Raw genomic sequence first — 17017 nt, 5'->3', positions numbered from 1 at the left:
AGAGTCACATGTCACTGAGCTTCACCCTCGGGTCGAAGAGGCCGTAGAGCAGGTCCGCGAGCAGGTTGCCGGCCAGGACGGCGACGGTGGCCAGCGCGGTGAGGGCGGCCAGCAGCGGGAAGTCGACGGCGGTGGCCGCCTCCACCGTGGCCGCCGCGATGCCGGGCCAGCTGAAGACGCTCTCCACCAGCAGGGCACCGGTGATGAGTTCGGGCACGCGGGAGCCGATCAGGGTGAGGACGGGGAGCAGGCCGGAGCGCAGGGCATGGCCGAGCAGGACGGTGCTCTCGCTCAGGCCCCTTGCCCGGGCGCCGCGTACCGGGTCCTCGGCCAGGGCGTCGGCGACGCCCTGGCGGACGTACAGGGTGAACCACGGGAGTTGGGAGACGGCGAGGACTCCGGCGGGCAGTACGAGGTGACTTGCCACCTGGCCGGCGGTGACCTGTTCGCTGGCGGTGTCGGTCAGGCCGCCCGCCGGCAGGAGGTCCAGGCGGAGGGCGAACAGCCAGATGGCGAGCAGCGCGGTCCAGAACACCGGGGCGGCGGAGAGGGTGTAGGCGAGCGAAGTGACCGTCCGGTCGAGCCATCCGCCCTGCCGGCGGGCGGCCAGCACACCTAGCGCCGTGCCCGTCAGTACAGCCGCCACGAACGCGACCGCGCACAACAGCGTGGACCAGACGAGGCGTTCGCCGAGCACCTCGGCCACCGGCTGGCGCATCACGCTGGACTGGCCGAGGTCGCCGGTGAGGGCCGAGGTCAGCCAGTGCCACCAGCGCTCGGCGAAGGGCTGGTCCACGCCGAGGTTGGCGCGCAGCCGGTCCAGGGTGGCCCGGTCGGCGCCGAGGGCGGCGGTCCCGGCGTACGCCCGTACCGGGTCGAAGGGGGAGGCGGCGGCGATCGCGAACATGCCGAAGGTGACGACGAGCAGGACCGGGGCGGCGAACAGGGTCCGCCGCCCGGCCAGCCGGGCCATGGGCCCCCAGGGCAGTGGGCTCACTGCTTGGGCTGCCAGTCCTCAAGGTTCCACCAGGGGCCGCTGGCAAATCCGTGCTCGTGCGGCTCCAGTTGGGTGGTCAGGCCGGTCCAGCGGTCGGCGAGGACGTAGACGTGGTCGATGTGGGTGAGGAAGGTGTAGCCGGGGTCCTTCACCAGTTCGCGCTGGATCGTGTCGTACGCCGCCCTGCGTGTCGCTTCGTCCTGGCTGCGGCGGCCGGTGTCGAGGGCCTTGTCGACGGCCGGGTTGTCGTAGCGGCCCATGTTGTTGAAGCCGTCACCGGCGAGGGAGGAGTGCAGGAGGGTGTAGAGGGCGAAGTCGGGGTCGCCGGTGCTGCCGCCGCCTGCCAGGACCGCGTCGTCCTTCATGCGCGGCTCGATGACCTCCCAGGTGGCGCTCTCCACCTTCACGTCGATGCCGGCCTTCTTGGCGTCGGAGGCGTAGGCGAGGGCATGGTCCTGGCGGACCTTGTCGCCCGAGGGGTAGAGGAGGGTGAAGGCGGCTCGTTGGCCGCTCTTGGCGCGGACGCCGTCGGCGCCGGCCTTCCAGCCCGCCCGGTCCAGGATCTGCTTGGCCTTGTCCAGGTCCTGGGGGCGTTCGATGCCCTTCGTGAACCAGGGGTCGTCGACGGGCAGCGGCCCGTAGGCCGGGCGGCCGGCCCCGTCGAGGATCTTGTCCGCCATGGCCTCGCGGTCCACGGCTGCGTCCAGTGCCTGGCGGATCGCCCGGTCGCCGGTGACCTTGTTCGTGGTGGGGAGGGTGACGGTGCGGAAGTCGTAGGACTTGGCGTCGTAGGTCTTCCTGTCGCTGTCGTTCTTGAAGGCGGCGGCGAGGTTGGGCGGGAGGATCGCGCCGTCCAGGTCGCCGGAGCGCAGCCGGGTGGCGCGTACGTCGTCGTCCTCGATGATCGCCATGGTGAGCGTCTTCACCTTCGGCGCGCCGCCCCAGTAGTGGGGGTTGGCCTTGAAGGTGAGCTTCTCGCCCTTGCTCCAGGCGGACAGGACGTAGGGGCCGGTGCCGATCGGCTCGGTGTTGAAGGAGCCGGTGTTGGGGTCCTGCTTCCCCGCGATGTGTTCGGGGACGATGGGCAGGACCGTGCGGCCGGCGAAGGGCGCGTAGGGGTACTTGAGGGTGAAGGTGACCTTGTCGTCGCCGTCCGCCTTCACTTCCTTGATGGCGTCGAGTTCGGTGCGGGAGGTGTTGTTGGTCTTCTCGTCGAGGACGGTCTCGTAGGTGAAGACCACGTCGGCGGCCGTGAGCGGCTCACCGTCGCTGAACTCGACCCCGTCGCGCAGGGTGTAGGTGTAGGTCAGGCCGTCGTCGGCGACCTCGGGCAGCGCTTTCGCCAGGGCGGGTGTGAGCTTCAGGTCGGCGTCCCGGGCGAGCAGACCGTCGAAGAGCTTGGAGTTGCCGTCCTTGCCGTAGCCGAGCAGAGGGCTGAGCGTGTCCGGCTCCGAGGCCACTCCGATCACCACCGAGTCGGCGGACGTGCCACCACCGGAACCGCCGCCGGTACCACCGCCGGGCGCCGAGCATGCGGCGACCCCGCCGGCCATCGCCGCGGCCACGGCGGCGCCTCGTATCCAACGGGTCGTCATGCGTCCACCCCTTATTGCAGCCAAAATGTTTTTGCATACTAGTTGCAATTGGGATTACCCACGACAGTCGCAGATCAGTCCATAGACTGATCTACGCAATTCGGCAGTCCTGCCCTGGGAGGCACCGTGCTCGTGGCCCACGTGAGCGACATCCACATCGGCGGCAGCAAGCAGAGCGTGGAACGGGCCATGCGGGTACGGGACTACCTCAACGGGCTCCCCACCCCCGTCGACGCCGTCGTCGTCACCGGGGACATCGCCGATCACGGCCTGGTGGAGGAGTACGAGATCGCCCGTGAGGCGATGCGGTACGCCGCGCCCACCCTCGTCTGCCCCGGCAACCACGACTCCCGGCCGGAGTTCCGCAAGGTGCTCCTGGATCACGTGGGGAGGGACGGAGCCGGGCCGGTCAACCAGACGCTGCGCATCGACGGGCTCACGATCCTGCTGTGCGACTCCAGCATCCCCGGACGCCACGACGGCCACCTGGACGACGCGACGATCGACTGGCTGGAGTCGGAACTCGCCCGCGCACAAGGGCCGGTGTTCGTCGGTATGCATCACCCGCCGATCGCGCTGGGCCTGCCGTCCGTCGACGCGATCAGGTTGAACCACCCGGAGCGGCTGGAGCGGGTTCTGCGCCGCCACGACCAGGTGAAGGCCGTGCTGGTGGGGCATGCCCACACGGCCGCTTCGGCGGTTTTCGCGGGGCTGCCGCTGGTGGTCGCCCCGGGTGTCGTCTCAACGCTGATGATGCCCAGTGAGCTGGTGCTTCCCGAGGAGTGGTCCGAGGACGACGCGCTGGACTTCGAGCGGCCGCCCGCCTTCGTCCTGCACGTCTTCGACGGCGAACGGCTCGTCTCCCACACCCGCGTCGTCCTCTGACGGCAACCGGTGGCGCGCTGAGCGCCACCCATCACCCGTAGACGCTGAGCGCCGCCTCAGACGCTGAGCGCTGCCCGCACGCTCTGCTCGGCGCCCGTTCCGCCCTCGCCCGAGGAGGTCACGCGGCCCGCCTCCAGGACGTAGTAGTGCTGGGCGGCCCGCATGGCGAAGCCGACGTGCTGTTCGACGAGGAGGACGGAGAGACCGCCGCGCCGGGCGAGGGCCAGGATCGTCTCCTCGATCTCGGCGACCACCGACGGCTGGATGCCCTCGGTCGGTTCGTCCAGCAGGAGCAGCCGCGGACGAGTGACCAGAGCACGGGCGATGGCGAGTTGCTGGCGCTGGCCGCCGGAGAGGAGACCGGCCCGGCGCGCCGACAGCTCGCGCAGGACGGGGAAGAGGTCCAGGGCCTCGGCGATCGCCTCCTTGCCGTCCGCCCGTCCGTCGGCAACAAGTTGGAGGTTCTCGGCCGTGGTCAGATGCGGGAAGGACTGCTGGCCCTGCGGGACGTAGGCCATGCCCCGGGCGACCCGCTGGTGCGGGGCGAGGCGGGTGATGTCCTCGCCGTCCAGCAGCATCGTCCCGCCGGTCGGCCTGATCAGGCCCATGGCGGCACGCAGGAGGGTGCTCTTGCCCGCGCCGTTGTGGCCGAGGACCGCCGCGACGCCGTCCTTCGGGACCTTGACGGTCACGCCGTGCAGCACGGTGGTGCGGTCGTACCCCGCCCGAACGGTGTTGATCTCCAGCATGGGTGTCACGTCTCCTCGGTGGCGGGTACGGAAACGGCGGCCGGTTCGGGTGCGGGCTCGGGTTCGGGTTCGGAGGCGCGCCCGAGGTAGACCTCCTGGACCCGGGGGTCGGCCTGGACCTCGGCGACCGAGCCCTCGCTGAGGACCTTGCCCGCGTGCAGGACGCTGACGCTGCGGGCGAAGGAGCGCATGAAGTCCATGTCGTGCTCGATGACGACGACGGTGTGGTCCTCGCTCACCCGTTGCAGCAGCTCGCCGGTGGCCTCGCGTTCGTCGTGGCTCATGCCGGCGACGGGCTCGTCCAGCAGCAGCAGCTTCACGTCCTGGACCAGCAGCATGCCGATCTCCAGCCACTGCTTCTGCCCGTGGGCCAGCACTCCGGCGGGGCGGTCCCGCAGGTCGGTGAGGCCGGTGGTCTCCAGCGCCCTGGTCACCGCCTCCGGTATGTCCTTGCGACGCCGCAGCATCGTCCACACACCCCGTCCGGCACCGGCCGCGATGTCGAGGTTCTGCAGGACCGTGAGCTCCTCGAAGACCGTGGCCGTCTGGAACGTACGGCCGATACCCATGCGGGCGATCCGGTGCACCGGCTTGCCGATGAGTTCCTCGCCGCCGAAGCGGACCGATCCGGTGGACTTCACCAGTCCGGTGACCGCGTCGACGAGCGTGGTCTTGCCGGCGCCGTTGGGGCCGATGAGGAAGCGCAGGTCGCCGGGGCGGATGTCGAGGTCGACACCGTCGACGGCCGTGAAGCCGTCGAACGTCACCCGCAGGTCGCGGACGGTCAGTCCCTCGCCGCTCATGCTGTCTCTCCAGTCGTACGAGTACCGGTGGCGGTACCGGTAGCAGTGCCGGTACGGCGCTTGCGCAGGACGACGCCCAGGGAAGCGAGCCCCCCGGGCAGGAACCCGACCGCCACGACGAACAGCAGGCCCTGGAGGTAGGTCCACGCGGCGGGAAAGGCGTCCGAGAGGGTGCTCTGTGCCCAGGCCACAGCGATCGCTCCGAGCACCGCGCCCACCAGCGAGGCCCGCCCGCCGACCGCGGCGCCGATGACGAAGCCGATCGACGGCACGATCCCGATCAGGGCCGGGGAGATGATCCCGACCGCCGGGACGAACAGGGCGCCCGCCAGTCCCGCCATGCCCGCGGCGACGACGTACGCGACGAGCTTGACGTTGGCCGGGTTGTAGCCGAGGAAGCGGACACGCTCCTCCGAGTCCCGTACGGCGATGAGGAGTTCGCCGTAGCGGCTGACGAACAGCTGGCGGGCGAGGGCCATCAGGAGGAGCAGGACGGCGGCGATGATGAAGTACACCATCCGCTGGTTGACCGGGTCGTCCAGCGAGTAGCCGAAGAAGCCCTGCATGTCGGTGAGGCCGTTGGTGCCGCCGGTGGTGGCCTGCTGGCCGACCAGCCAGATGGCGAGCGCGGCGGCCAGTGCCTGGCTCAGGATCGCGAAGTAGGCGCCCTTCACCCGGCGTTGGAAGACGAAGAAGCCGAGCAGCGCGGCGACCGCCATGGGAAGCAGGACGGTCATCGCGAGCGCGAAGGCCGGGTTGGCGAACGGCGCCCACCACCAGGGCAGGCCGTCGCCGGTGCCGTAGAGCTGCATGAAGTCGGGGAGTGTCTCGCCGGTCGCGGCGGCGTCGGCGAGCTTGAGGTGCATGGCCATGGCATAGCCGCCGAGGCCGAAGAAGACGCCCTGGCCGAGCACCATGAGCCCGCCCCGGCCCCAGGCGAGGCTCACGCCGACTGCCACGATCGCGTAGCACAGGTACTTCGCGAGCAGTGAGAGGCGGAAGTCGGAGAGGGCGAGGGGGGCGATGCCGAGGAGGAGGACAGCGCCCAGCGCGAAGCCGGCGGGGACGCGGAAGCGTTCCAGCAGGGCTACGGGGGGCGCCGTGGAAGTGGTCGTTGGCGTCGTTGTCGTCGTTGGCGTCGTCATGCCAGGCTCCGGGTGCGCAGTGTGTACAGGCCCTGGGGTCGCCACTGCAGGAAGGCGACGATCGCCACGAGCACCATGACCTTCGCGACGCTGACGGTCGTCGAGTATTCGAGGACCGACTGCAGCACGCCGAGCGCGAAGGCCGTGATCACGCTGCCCTTGAGCTGCCCGATGCCTCCGACCACGACGACGAGGAAGGCGTCGACGATGTAGTTGGTGCCCATCGTCGGGCCGATCGGACCGACGAGCGTGAGCGCGACGCCCGCCACGCCCGCGAGGCCCGAGCCGATGAAGAAGGTGATCCGGTCGACCTGCCCGGTGGCGATGCCGGACACCTCGGCGAGGTCCCGGTTCTGCACGACGGCCCGGATGCGCCGGCCGAGTGGGGTGGTCCGCAGGATCAGTGTGAGGGCGAGGACGCTCAGCAGGGCGAGGCCGAGGATGAACAGCCGGCTGTTGGCGAGGGTGATGCCGCCGCCGACCGAGATGTTGCCGGTGAGCAGATCCGGGGCGCGGGTCTGCACGTTGGGGGCGCCGAAGATGTCGCGGGCGAGCTGCTGGAGCATCAGGGAGACGCCCCAGGTGACCAGCAGGGTGTCCAGCGGCCGGGTGTAGAGGCGGCGGATGAGCAGCCACTCCAGGAGCACGCCCATGGCGCCGGCGACGAGGAAGGCGACGGGCAGGGCGACGAGGAGGGAGGCACCCGCGCTGCTGATGGACTTCTGCAGGACATAGGTGGTGTAGGCGCCGGCCATGATGAACTCGCCGTGCGCCATGTTGATCACGCCCATCTGACCAAAGGTCAGGGTCAGGCCGAGCGCGATCAGCAGGAGCACGGCACCGATACTGATGCCGGTGAAGGACTGGTTGAGGATGACCGTCATGAAGCGGCTCCGGGTCGGGGACGGGCGTGCGGGCGCGGGGCGGACCCGGCCTGTGCGGAGGCCGGGTCGCGCCACGGGTGGGGCCGGAGGTCAGGACAGGCCGGAGGCCCAGTCGTAGCCCTTGAGGTACGGGTCCGGCTTGATCGGCTTGCCCGAGTTCCACACCTCGGTGATGAGTCCGTCCGCGCCGACCTTGCCTATCCGGGCCGTCTTGTAGACGTGCTGGGTGGCACCGTCGACGGTGACCTTGCCCTCGGGGGCGTCGAGCTCGATGCCGTCCGAGGCGGCCTTCACCTTCGCCACGTCGAACGAGCCCGCCTTCTCGACCATCTCCTTCCACAGGTAGACGGAGATGTAGGCGGCCTCCATCGGGTCGGAGGTCGGCTTGTCCTTGCCGTACTCGGCCTGGTAGGCCGCCACGAACTTGGTGTTGGCCGCGCCGGGCGTGGTCTCGTAGTAGTTCCACGCGGTGAGCTGGTCCTCCAGGTACTGGGTACCGATGCTCTTCACCTCCTCCTCGGCGATGGAGACCGACAGGACCGGCATGCTCTTCGCGGTCAGTCCGGAGGACTTGTACTCCTTGAAGAAGGCCACGTTGCTGTCACCGTTGAGGGTGTTGAACACGGCGTCCGCGCCGGAGTCCTTGACCTTGTTGACGATCGTGCCGAACTCCGTGGAGCCCAGCGGGGCGTAGTCCTCGCCGACCACCGTCATGCCCTTGGCCTTCGCGTACGCCTTGATGATCTTGTTGGCGGTGCGCGGGAAGACGTAGTCGCTGCCGACCAGGTAGAGCTTGGTCAGGCCCTGCTTCTTCAGGTAGTCGAGGGCCGGGACGATCTGCTGGTTGGTGGTCGCGCCGGTGTAGAAGATGTACGGCGACTCCTCAAGGCCCTCGTACTGCACGGGGTAGAAGAGCAGCGACTTGTACCGCTCGAAGACCGGCTTGACCGCCTTGCGGCTGGACGAGGTCCAGCAGCCGAAGGTGGCCACGACCTTGTCATCCTTGATCAGCGCCTCCGCCTTCTCCGCGAAGGTCGGCCAGTCGGAGGCGCCGTCCTGGCTGATGGGGTTCAGCTTCTTGCCCAGCACACCGCCGGCCGCGTTGATCTCCTTGACGGCCAGCAGCAGCGAGTTGTGGACGGTGACCTCGCTGATCGCCATCGTGCCCGACAGCGAGTTGAGCAGACCCACCTTGACCGTGCTGCCGGAGGTGTCGGCCTTGGCGGCGGAGTCCGACGACGCGTCGCTGCCGGTCTTCGCGCCACAGGCGCTGAGGGCCGCTGCCGCGCCGGCCGCCGAGATACCGGCCAACAGGCCACGTCTGCTGATGCTGAGCCCGGACATACAAAACCTCCATGCCCCGAAGGGGCGGTGCGAAGAGAGCGGAAAAACTCTGGGGAGGGAATCGACGGAGCACGCTTCAGAAACGGCGGCTTTGGCGCGCGGATCCCCCAGCCGTATCGGGGTGCCGTCCGGGCTGGTCGCTGAAGTGCGTCCACAGCCTGCGGCGGAACTGTTTCCGCTGCGTTTCGGCGTAATTTAGGAACAGTTTCCAGTGGAAGTAAAAATGCGGTCAAGGAGAAATGACTATCGCCGATGATGCACAGCAGACGGCATCTCACCGACGGCAATTAACGCTTCCTGCGGAAAGGATCTGTTTTCCCATACCTCTTGTCAGGCGTGAGGTGCTCGACGGTAGGCTCCGTTCAACCCCTCACCGGGGACCAGGGCTTCGAGCGGAGGAGTGCGATGGCAAGGCGGCCCCAGGAACTGCTCCATCTGCTGACACGGGCCGAACGTCTCTCCGTTCGCCGAGTGCAGTCCGTACTGGACGAGTTCGACTGCTCGGTGGAGGCATGGCGGGTCCTCGACCTGCTCTCCGACGGGCAGGGCCACAACATGACGGCCCTCGCCGAACACGCCTTCCTGCCGGCGCCGAGCCTCACCAAGCTGATCGACCAACTCGTCGACCAGAATCTGGTGTTCCGTCGTGTCGATCCCGCCGACCGGCGCCGTGTCCTGGCCCACCTCACACCGCGGGGCACGCAACGCTGGCAGCAACTGGTCCGCGGAGTACGGGCCGACTGGGCGGAGCTGGAACCCCTGCTCGCGGACGAGGCCGGAGAGCGGCTGGACACCCTGCTGGACCGGCTGGCCCAAGCGCTGGAGGGCGGCAGGATCACAACAGGTCGTGGGGAGGGCGCAGTTGGGCGAGGACGTTGAAGTCGAGCCCGTCCGCCTCCGCCAGGTAGATGCGCTGGCGCACATGCCGGCCGTCCAGACTCAGCAGGCCGCGCGGGCCCTCGTAGGAGACGGTGCCGGCTGCCGCCCCGATGGCGGACACGTCCAGGGTGCGCGCCCGTTCGATGAGCGCGGCGAGCAGCAGGACGCCCTCGTAGCAGGACTCGCCGAGACTGCCCGGGGTCGGGGCGGTCACCCCGAAGCGGTCGGCGTACTGGCCGTGGAAGTCCATGGTGTTCTGGTCGGCCAGTGAGGCGAAGAACCCGGCCGTGCTGTAGAGGTCGACGGTGGCCTCCGGGCCGCTGCCCAGCAGCATGTTCTCGTCCATCAGTGTGCTCAGCCTGAGGCACCGCTGATCCAGCCCGGAGGCGGCGAAGGCCCGGTTGAAGCGGATCGCGTCACTGCCGACCAGCAGCATCAGTACGGCGTCGGCGTCGGCGCGCTCGATCCGGCGCAGCACGTCGTGAAAATCGTCGGCGCCGAGGGGCAGGTACGCCTCGCCGCAGACCCTGCTGCGGGAGTCGCGCGCGTAGCGGCGAGCGGCCCGGGCGGTGTGCCGGGGCCACACGTAGTTGTTGCCGACGACGAACCAGCGGCGCACCCCGCGTGACTCGGCAAGCAGCCGCATCGCGGGCAGCAGCTGCCATGCGGGGGTCTCGCTGGTCATGTAGACGCCGTCAGTGCGCTCGCCGCCTTCGTACAGAGCCGTGTAGACGTACGGCACCCGGTGCGCGATCCGCGGAGCCACCGCCTGCCGCACCGAGGAGATGTGCCAGCCGGTGACACCCTGCACCGTTCCCGTCGACACCAGGGCCTCGACGTCCTCCGCCACCTGCTGCGGCTCGGCCCCGCCGTCGACCTCCAGAAGCCGCAGCTCCTTGCCCAGGACACCGCCCGCCTTGTTGATCTCCTCGGCGGCCAGCCGCGCACACGCCTCGCAGGTGGGACCGAACACCCCTGCGGGCCCCTGCATCGGGTACACGAGCGCGACGTTCAGCGTCGAGTCGTCGGCCGTGAACCACTCGGGGGTATGGAAGCGGACAGGGCGGTACATGGCCTCATGATTGCCGCACCGCCCCCGCAACCCAAGCCGCCGCCCGGATCGAGACCGATTCGTAGAGTTGCGCGGCCCCGGGTCGGCCGCCACGACGGAAGGGCTCCCGCGAGTCACGCTCTTGCGGGAGCCCTTCGTCATGCCGCCTGCCGGTGAAGGTTGAGAAGACGATCACGAGGCAGGACGTTCAGGGGGTGCTACGCCGTCACGGCGTGAGAAGGAGGCTGTCGCCGCGCTCCTTCGCCGCGGCGTAGCGCTTCGCCACGTCCTGCCAGTTGACGACGGCCCACATCGCGTCGATGAAGTCGACCTTCTGGTTCTTGTACTGGAGGTAGAAGGCGTGCTCCCAGGCGTCGAAGACCAGGATCGGGGTGGAGCCCTGGCCGACGTTGCCCTGGTGGTCGTAGACCTGCTCGACGATCAGCCGTCCGCTGAGCGGCTCGTAGGCGAGAACACCCCAGCCCGAACCCTGGGTCGTGGCCGCCGCCTTGGTCAGCTGCGCCTTGAAGCCGGCGTACGAGCCGAAGGACTCGGCGATCGCGTCCGCGAGCTCACCGACACCGTCCTTCTCCAGCGGCTCGCCGCCGCCGTCGCCGGTCATGTTGTGCCAGTAGATGGAGTGCAGGATGTGGCCGGAGAGATGAAAGGCGAGGCTCTTCTCCAGGCCGTTGATGGAGCCCCAGGACTCCTTGTCGCGTGCCTCCGCGAGCTGCTCCAACGTGTCGTTGGCGCCCTTCACGTACGCCGCGTGGTGCTTGTCGTGGTGCAGCTCGATGATCTCGGGGCTGATGACCGGGGCGAGCGACGCGTAGTCGTACGGGAGCTCCGGGAGCGTGTAAACCGCCATGTCCGACGTCCTCCGACGTTATTGCCATTGGTATGCAACTGCACGCTAGCAGCAGGAAGGGTACCTTGCGGATCAGGCATTGGACCTAGGATTTTCGCCGTGTCACAGCGGGAGCGGTCCCACACGAGGAAGGTGGCATGGCGTGAACAGGGGCTCCCGGTCGGCGCGTCACGACTTGACGGCACGGTCCGAACCCCGTGCGCTGCTGCGGCTGCACGGTCTGCGCTGCACCCCGAGCCGACTGCGGATACTGGGCTTGTTCAGCACACCGGAACACCATCTCTCCACCACCGAAGCGTGCGCCCGGCTGGCCCGGTCCGGGGAGGCGGTGCACTACACGACGGCCTATCGGACGCTGGAGTCGCTGACGGCCGTGGGCCTGACGCATGCGGTGCACGGCCTCGGAGCGGTGCGCTACGGCATCACCGGGGAGCCGCACCACCACGCGGTGTGCCAGGAGTGCGGCGCTGTCGCGGCGGTCGCGAGCGAGCATCTGACGGAGGCGGTGGGAACGATCGAGTCGCTCACCGGACTGCGGCCCGACGCCTCGGGATCGCTGCTGGTCTACGGCCGGTGCGCACGTTGCGGCCGCTGAAGGAGGCCGGACGGGTGCGAGGCGGCGTCCATGGAACGGACGCTGTCAGGCGGGACGACGCCCCGCACCCACGACGTGTCGGCAGTTCCGATCCGATGAGATCGACCGGCCGGCCACTTGTTGCAATCTAGAGGCTATTGCGAATAGTTCGCAATAGCCTCCGTGTTCGTCATCCCTCACCTTCGAGGTCGCCCTCCGTCTCCAGGTACACCCGACGCAGCTCCTCCAGTACCGCCGGATCCGGCGGTCGCGCGGATCGGCTCGTCGCCGCCGCCGGAGGCCAGCCCGGGTACGCCCGTGTCGCCGAAGCCGTAACCCTCCTCGCGAAGTCGACGCAGGAGTGCCACCGCGCTGGCGGGCGCGTCCAGGCCGACGGCATGGCCGGTGCGGGAGTGCTTGGTCGGATAGGCGGACAGGACGAGCGCGAGGCGCTTCTCGGCGGACGTGATGTGCCGAAGTCGCGCGTGACGTACGGCGATTCCGGCGACGCGGGCCGCTCGCTCGGGGTCGGCGACGTGTGCCGGAAGACCGTCGGCGTCGATCTCCTTGAAGGAGAACGGCACGGTGTCAGGCGGCCGTCGAACTCGGGCACGGCCATCTGGCTGGCCACGTCGAGCGGGGGGACACCCTTGCCACTCCCCTCCCAGGGGCGCGCGAGCCGGTCAGGCACAGGGCCTGGAGGATCGGTACGTCGAGGCCGGTCAGGGCACCCGCGCCCCAGGACTCGTCGCCGCTGGCCGACGCCTCGGCGGGCCTGGCGCCGCCCACGGCCAGGACGGTGGTGACGATGACGTCGGCGGCGAGTTCGTCCCTGCCGCACACTCCGGCGGCAGCAGATCCAGCCGGCGCGAGCCCCCGATCAGGACCTCGGCCTCGCGCAGTGCCACGCGGGAGGGGTCCGGGAGCCCCTGCCAGCCGTCGGCACCGATCCCGACGACGGTGACGGCAGGGGCTGGAGCTGGTCGAGCTCTGGAGGACAACAGGGGCGCACTCTACTGGGCGGTGACCAGCACTTCCCTGATCGGGTACACAAGACAGGCTTCTTATTGCACACTATTCGCAATAACTATTGCTATGCAGGAAGGGGTGGAGGGGTGAGTTCACCTGTCGTGCTCGGGATCGAGTCGTCCTGCGACGAGACCGGCGCGGGTCTGGTCCGGGACGGTCAACTGCTGGGCCACGCGCTGGCGTCGAGCATGGACGAGCACGCCCGCTTCGGCGGCGTCGTCCCCGAGATCGCCGCCCGCGCGCACGTACACGCCGTACGGCCGGTGATCCGGCAGGCGCTGGACATGGCCGGGCTGCGGCTGTCCGACGTCGGCGCTGTCGCGGTGACCACCGGGCCGGGCCTGTCGGGGGCCCTTCAGGTGGGCCTGGCCGGAGCGAAGACCATCGCGTACGCGCTCGGCGTCCCGCTGTACGGCGTCCACCACCTCGCCGGTCACGTGGCCGCCGACACCCTGGAGCACGGGCTGCTGCCGGACCCCTGCATGGTGCTGATCGTCTCCGGCGGTCACACCTCGCTCCTCCTCGTCCGTGACCTGGCCCGCGATCCGATCGTCCACCTCGGTGACACCCTCGACGACGCCGCCGGGGAGTGCTTCGACAAGGTCGCGCGGGTCTTCGGGCTGCCGTATCCCGGCGGTCCGGCCATCGACCGGGCCGCGCGCACAGGGGATCCGCGCGCCGTTCCCTTTCCCCGCCCGCTGACCGGCTCGTCCGATCATGCGTACGACTTCTCCTTCTCGGGGCTGAAGACGGCCGCAGCGCGCTGGGCGGAGGGCCACACGGGCCGTGAGCTGCCGGTGGCCGACGGCGCCGCCTCGCTCCAGGAGGCCATCGCCGACGTGCTGACCCGCAAGGCGGTCGCGGCCTGCGTCGAGCACGGCGTCGGCACGCTCGTCGTGGTCGGCGGGGTCGCCGCGAACTCGCGCGTGCGCTCCCTCGCCGAGGAACGCTGCCAGAAGGCAGGCATCACCCTGCGCGTACCGCCCCTGAAGCTGTGCACCGACAACGGCGCCATGATCGCCGCCGTCGGCGACCTCCTCGTACGCTCCGGCGCCGAACCGGCACCACTCGACGTGTCGATCGACCCGTCGGCGCCCCTGGAGTACGCGGCCCTGCGCCCGGCGGCCTCCCCGGCGGCCTCCCTGGCGGGGGTGGCCTGATGAGCATCCGGATCTTCAAGGGCGCCGACCTCCTCGCCCACACCACCGCCCTGCACTCCCTCTACGTCGACGCCTTCTGCGCCCCGCCCTGGAACGAGGACCCGGAGAAGGCTGTCGAGTTCGCGGGCCGCCTGCCGACGAATGTCCGGCGCCCGGGATTCACCGCCGCCCTCGCCTTCACCGGCCCGGAGGTCATCGGCTTCGCCACCGCCTGGACGACACTCGCCCCCTTCCCCACCGAACGCTGCTATCCGCAGGCCGCCGCCGGTCTCGGCACCCGGCACACCGTGGAATGGCTCTGCGGCTCCCGGGAGATCGACGAACTCGCCGTCCGCTCCGAGGCCCGCGGCACCGGTCTCGCGGGCGAACTGCTGGAGGCGGTCACCGAAGACGCCCCCGAGGGCCGTTCCTGGCTGCTCACCTCCGTCCGGTCACCGCGGGCGGTCACCTTCTACCGCAGCCAGGGCTGGACCCAGGCCACCCACCCCTCCCCCGACGGCAAGGGCATCGTCGTCTTCCTCGGCCCGCGTCATCCCGCCCGGGCTCTGGCCGCCGAGCCCCTGTGAGGTGCGGGAGCGCGCGGTCGGGCGAGAGACGGCCATGACCCGCCCCCCGGACACGGGACGGCGACCAGGCCGAACTCCGGGAAGGCCACCCCGACTTCGGCCGCCTGATCCGCGACGAGGCCACGGACACCGTGATCTGCCATGTGTGCGGGCGGGCCTTCCGCTCGCTCGGCGCGCACCTGCGCGCCCACAGGATGACCGCGGCGGAGTACCGGCAGGAGTTCGGGCTGCTGCGCACCCGGGCACTGAGCGCGCGATCCTTCTCCGGGGAGCAGTCCCGTTCCCGGCGTGCCGGATACCGGGCCTCACCGGAGGCACAGGAGCGCTTCGCGGCGGGCCGCGCGATGGCCCGCTCCGGTGAACTGGCCCACAGACGCCGGGACTCCGCCCGTAGACAGGCGGAGCCGGAGGAACTGCGCCTGGTGCGCCGGGAGAGCCTGGCCTCCGGCCGGCGTACCCAGGACCGGGCCGCCATCGACCGGACAATGGCAGCGCTGCGGGCGGCGGGATTCACCGACCTCGGGCAGGCACTGCGCGTCGTGTACGTCGAGCGGCAGAACAGCATCGAGGCCACGGCACGCTCCCTCGCCATCGGCAAGGCCCGGCTGCGGCGTCTGCTGGTCGAGCACGGCATCGAGATCCGCCCGACCGGACAGAACTCCGCCGCCGGGCGACGCTCACGCGTCCTGCTCAACGAACGGGCCGCCGCCGAGCGGGTCGGCGCCCGGGACATCAAGCTGTGGCTGCGCGAGCGGAGCGACGAAGGCGCCACCCTGCGGGAGTTGGCGGCGGTCACCGGCCGCAGCATCCCCTGGGTGGCGGCCCGGATCGGCGCCCGGTGAGCCTTCGGCGATCCTCTGCGCCGACCGCTCGACCACTCGGCCGCTCGGCCGCTCGGCCGCTCGGCCGCTCGGCCGCTCGGCCACCCGACTGCCCGACTGCCCGAACCGCCCGACCGCCTACACGACGCCCGTCATGGTGGCGAACACCACGACGTTGTTGGGGTAGTAGTGCCGGTCCGCGTCGAACTCGCCACCGCAGGTGACCAGTCGCAGCCCCGCGTGGTCGACGTTCTTGTAGACCTCCAGGGTGGGGAACGCCTTCTTCTCGTACTCCTCGACGCGGTCCACCGTGAAAGAGGCGATCTTGCCGTCCTCGCGTTCCACCTCGACGACAGCCCCGACCTCGATCGTCTTCAGCTTCTTGAAGACCGCGTCCGCGCCGTTGAAGGTGACATGCCCGGCGATCACCGCGGGTCCCTGGGAACCGGGGGTCGTGCCCGGCTCGTACCAGCCCGCCAGATCGGGGTCCTTCGGGGTCGTCATCGCTCCCTCGGCGTTCTGGCCCAGCGTCTCCAGCTTGCTCGACACACCGAGGGAGGGGATCACGACCCGCTGCGGCACCGACCGGTCCAGCGCCGCGACGGCCTGACCGGCGCCCGAGCCCGTGGCCGGTGCCTGGCCGTCGGCCGTGGTGCCGTTTCCCGTGGCGAGGCCCGCGCTCTGCCCCGGGGACGTCTGCGAATCCGCCGTGTCCTGGCCCGCGCAGCCGCTCAGGAGCAGCGTCGCGGTGGCAGCGGCGATCACGGCGACGGGGACGCGCCGCCCCCGGGCCCGTGCGCTCGTGGCCGAGTGGTTCACGCGGCACCCCCGGTCTCCACCGCCGCGCTGCCGGACACCGTCCGCCGACGGACGGCGAAGAGTACGCCGGCCACCATCACCGAGGCCGCACCGGCGGCGCCGATCATCACGCCCGGGGACATGCCCGCCCCGGTGGCTCCGCCGCCGGTCTCGATCCCGCCGACCGGGACGGAGCCGACCGCCGCGCCCTTGACCTCACCGCAGTTGGTCGGGGCCGTGGCCTCCTGGGGCAGCGTGGGGTCGAGTTCACTCTTGCCGGCGCCCTCGAAGTCGTACTTGTCGTTGCCGTTGCGGTCGATGCCGTGCTGGACGACGTGCAGGTCCTTGATGTGGTCGATCACGTCCTGCGAGACGGGGATCGTCCGCTTGTAGGCGATCTTCCCCTCCGCATCGGCCACCGGCATCCGGTCGACCGCCAGGCCGCTGGTCGCCGCGTCGGTGTCCCCCGAGACGGTGAGCGCGATGTTGATGTCGCCGTAGTGGACCGTGGCCTCGGTGTTGTTCAGGATCCCGTCGCCGTCGGTGTCCGCGCTGTCGTCCGGGCACACGAAGTCGTGCCCCTCCGTCGACCCGTGCAGATGCTGCGCGGAGGGCTGGCCGGGCACCATGCCCTCGGACTTGATCCACACGGTGAGCTCGGTCCCGCGCGCGCTCAGCAGCACCGTTCCCTTGGAACCGGAGTCGTTCAGCTGCTCCAGGTCGATCTGGTAGGCCGGGGTGTCCTCCTCCGCGAGCGCCGGGGAGGACCCGGCGACGGTGAGGAGGACGGCGGCGGGCAGAGCGGCGAGCGCCGCGAGACGGCCGGTTCGCTTGGACATCAGTTCGTTCCTTTTCCAAGGGGGCGGAGA

Annotated in this window: 17 protein-coding genes and 1 pseudogene; 6 read left to right on the top strand and 12 right to left on the bottom strand. The window is 70.1% G+C overall.

Going from position 1 to position 17017, the window contains the following annotated elements:
- Positions 1-4: 4 nt before the first annotated feature.
- The gene (locus SGFS_RS36985; RefSeq protein ID WP_286260257.1) at positions 5-973 is read right to left on the bottom strand and encodes an ABC transporter permease; all 969 of its coding nucleotides are present in this window, start codon (positions 971-973) and stop codon (positions 5-7) included.
- A gap of 20 nt (positions 974-993) precedes the next feature.
- Positions 994-2592, bottom strand: a complete 1599-nt coding sequence (locus SGFS_RS36980; protein ID WP_286256523.1) for an ABC transporter substrate-binding protein — start codon at positions 2590-2592, stop codon at positions 994-996.
- A 126-nt stretch (positions 2593-2718) separates the two neighbouring features.
- Between SGFS_RS36980 and SGFS_RS36975 the strand changes: the two genes are divergently transcribed.
- The gene (locus tag SGFS_RS36975) at positions 2719-3477 is read left to right on the top strand and encodes a metallophosphoesterase (RefSeq protein ID WP_286256521.1); all 759 of its coding nucleotides are present in this window, start codon (positions 2719-2721) and stop codon (positions 3475-3477) included.
- 56 nt (positions 3478-3533) lie between these two features.
- On the opposite strand, the gene urtE is transcribed toward SGFS_RS36975, so the two are convergent.
- From urtE to urtA, 5 genes are all read right to left on the bottom strand, one after another.
- Positions 3534-4226: an urea ABC transporter ATP-binding subunit UrtE gene (urtE, locus tag SGFS_RS36970; protein ID WP_286256520.1), complete on the bottom strand. Its 693-nt coding sequence runs from the start codon at positions 4224-4226 to the stop codon at positions 3534-3536.
- A gap of 5 nt (positions 4227-4231) precedes the next feature.
- Complete coding sequence (urtD, locus tag SGFS_RS36965) at positions 4232-5029, bottom strand: urea ABC transporter ATP-binding protein UrtD (protein WP_286256519.1); 798 nt, start codon at positions 5027-5029, stop codon at positions 4232-4234.
- Positions 5026-6174 carry an urea ABC transporter permease subunit UrtC gene (urtC, locus tag SGFS_RS36960; RefSeq protein ID WP_286256518.1) on the bottom strand — a complete coding sequence of 383 codons (1149 nt, stop codon included), beginning with the start codon at positions 6172-6174 and terminating at the stop codon, positions 5026-5028. Before urtC ends, urtD begins: the two co-directional genes overlap by 4 nt.
- Positions 6171-7058 carry an urea ABC transporter permease subunit UrtB gene (urtB, locus tag SGFS_RS36955; protein WP_286256517.1) on the bottom strand — a complete coding sequence of 296 codons (888 nt, stop codon included), beginning with the start codon at positions 7056-7058 and terminating at the stop codon, positions 6171-6173. Before urtB ends, urtC begins: the two co-directional genes overlap by 4 nt.
- Positions 7059-7148: 90 nt before the next feature.
- Positions 7149-8402, bottom strand: coding sequence for an urea ABC transporter substrate-binding protein (gene urtA, locus SGFS_RS36950; RefSeq protein ID WP_286256516.1), 1254 nt, complete (start codon positions 8400-8402; stop codon positions 7149-7151).
- A 405-nt stretch (positions 8403-8807) separates the two neighbouring features.
- On the opposite strand from urtA, the gene SGFS_RS36945 reads away from it, so the two are divergent.
- Positions 8808-9281 (top strand): MarR family winged helix-turn-helix transcriptional regulator, encoded by a 474-nt coding sequence (locus SGFS_RS36945; RefSeq protein WP_286256515.1) that lies wholly within the window; start codon positions 8808-8810, stop codon positions 9279-9281.
- On the opposite strand, the gene SGFS_RS36940 is transcribed toward SGFS_RS36945, so the two are convergent.
- Positions 9238-10353: a substrate-binding domain-containing protein gene (locus SGFS_RS36940; RefSeq protein ID WP_286256514.1), complete on the bottom strand. Its 1116-nt coding sequence runs from the start codon at positions 10351-10353 to the stop codon at positions 9238-9240. The genes SGFS_RS36945 and SGFS_RS36940 overlap by 44 nt on opposite strands.
- A gap of 205 nt (positions 10354-10558) precedes the next feature.
- The gene (locus tag SGFS_RS36935) at positions 10559-11200 is read right to left on the bottom strand and encodes a superoxide dismutase (protein ID WP_286256513.1); all 642 of its coding nucleotides are present in this window, start codon (positions 11198-11200) and stop codon (positions 10559-10561) included.
- A gap of 142 nt (positions 11201-11342) precedes the next feature.
- Between SGFS_RS36935 and SGFS_RS36930 the strand changes: the two genes are divergently transcribed.
- Positions 11343-11795 (top strand): Fur family transcriptional regulator, encoded by a 453-nt coding sequence (locus SGFS_RS36930; RefSeq protein WP_286256511.1) that lies wholly within the window; start codon positions 11343-11345, stop codon positions 11793-11795.
- 230 nt (positions 11796-12025) lie between these two features.
- Here the strand turns inward: SGFS_RS36930 and SGFS_RS36925 are convergent.
- Positions 12026-12692, bottom strand: a pseudogene (locus SGFS_RS36925) (cobaltochelatase subunit CobN); the annotation flags it as partial.
- A gap of 197 nt (positions 12693-12889) precedes the next feature.
- Here SGFS_RS36925 and tsaD point away from each other — a divergent pair.
- From tsaD to SGFS_RS36905, 3 genes are all read left to right on the top strand, one after another.
- Entirely contained in the window at positions 12890-13963 is a 1074-nt protein-coding gene (tsaD, locus tag SGFS_RS36915) for a tRNA (adenosine(37)-N6)-threonylcarbamoyltransferase complex transferase subunit TsaD (RefSeq protein WP_286256510.1), read from the top strand.
- Positions 13963-14529, top strand: coding sequence for a GNAT family N-acetyltransferase (locus SGFS_RS36910; RefSeq protein ID WP_286256509.1), 567 nt, complete (start codon positions 13963-13965; stop codon positions 14527-14529). Before tsaD ends, SGFS_RS36910 begins: the two co-directional genes overlap by 1 nt.
- Before the next feature lie 131 nt (positions 14530-14660).
- On the top strand, positions 14661-15371 hold the full coding sequence (locus SGFS_RS36905; RefSeq protein ID WP_286256508.1) for a MucR family transcriptional regulator: 711 nt from the start codon (positions 14661-14663) through the stop codon (positions 15369-15371).
- Positions 15372-15488: 117 nt separating this feature from the next.
- On the opposite strand, the gene SGFS_RS36900 is transcribed toward SGFS_RS36905, so the two are convergent.
- Together SGFS_RS36900 and SGFS_RS36895 are read right to left on the bottom strand one after the other, a co-directional pair.
- Complete coding sequence (locus tag SGFS_RS36900; RefSeq protein WP_286256507.1) at positions 15489-16169, bottom strand: class F sortase; 681 nt, start codon at positions 16167-16169, stop codon at positions 15489-15491.
- A complete protein-coding gene (locus SGFS_RS36895; RefSeq protein ID WP_286260256.1) occupies positions 16166-16990 on the bottom strand; it encodes a hypothetical protein in 825 nt (274 codons plus the stop codon). Before SGFS_RS36895 ends, SGFS_RS36900 begins: the two co-directional genes overlap by 4 nt.
- Positions 16991-17017: the final 27 nt, after the last annotated feature.

The sequence above is a fragment of the Streptomyces graminofaciens genome, from assembly GCF_030294945.1.
GTDB lineage: Bacteria > Actinomycetota > Actinomycetes > Streptomycetales > Streptomycetaceae > Streptomyces > Streptomyces graminofaciens.
This window is presented reverse-complemented; position numbering and strand designations above follow the sequence as displayed.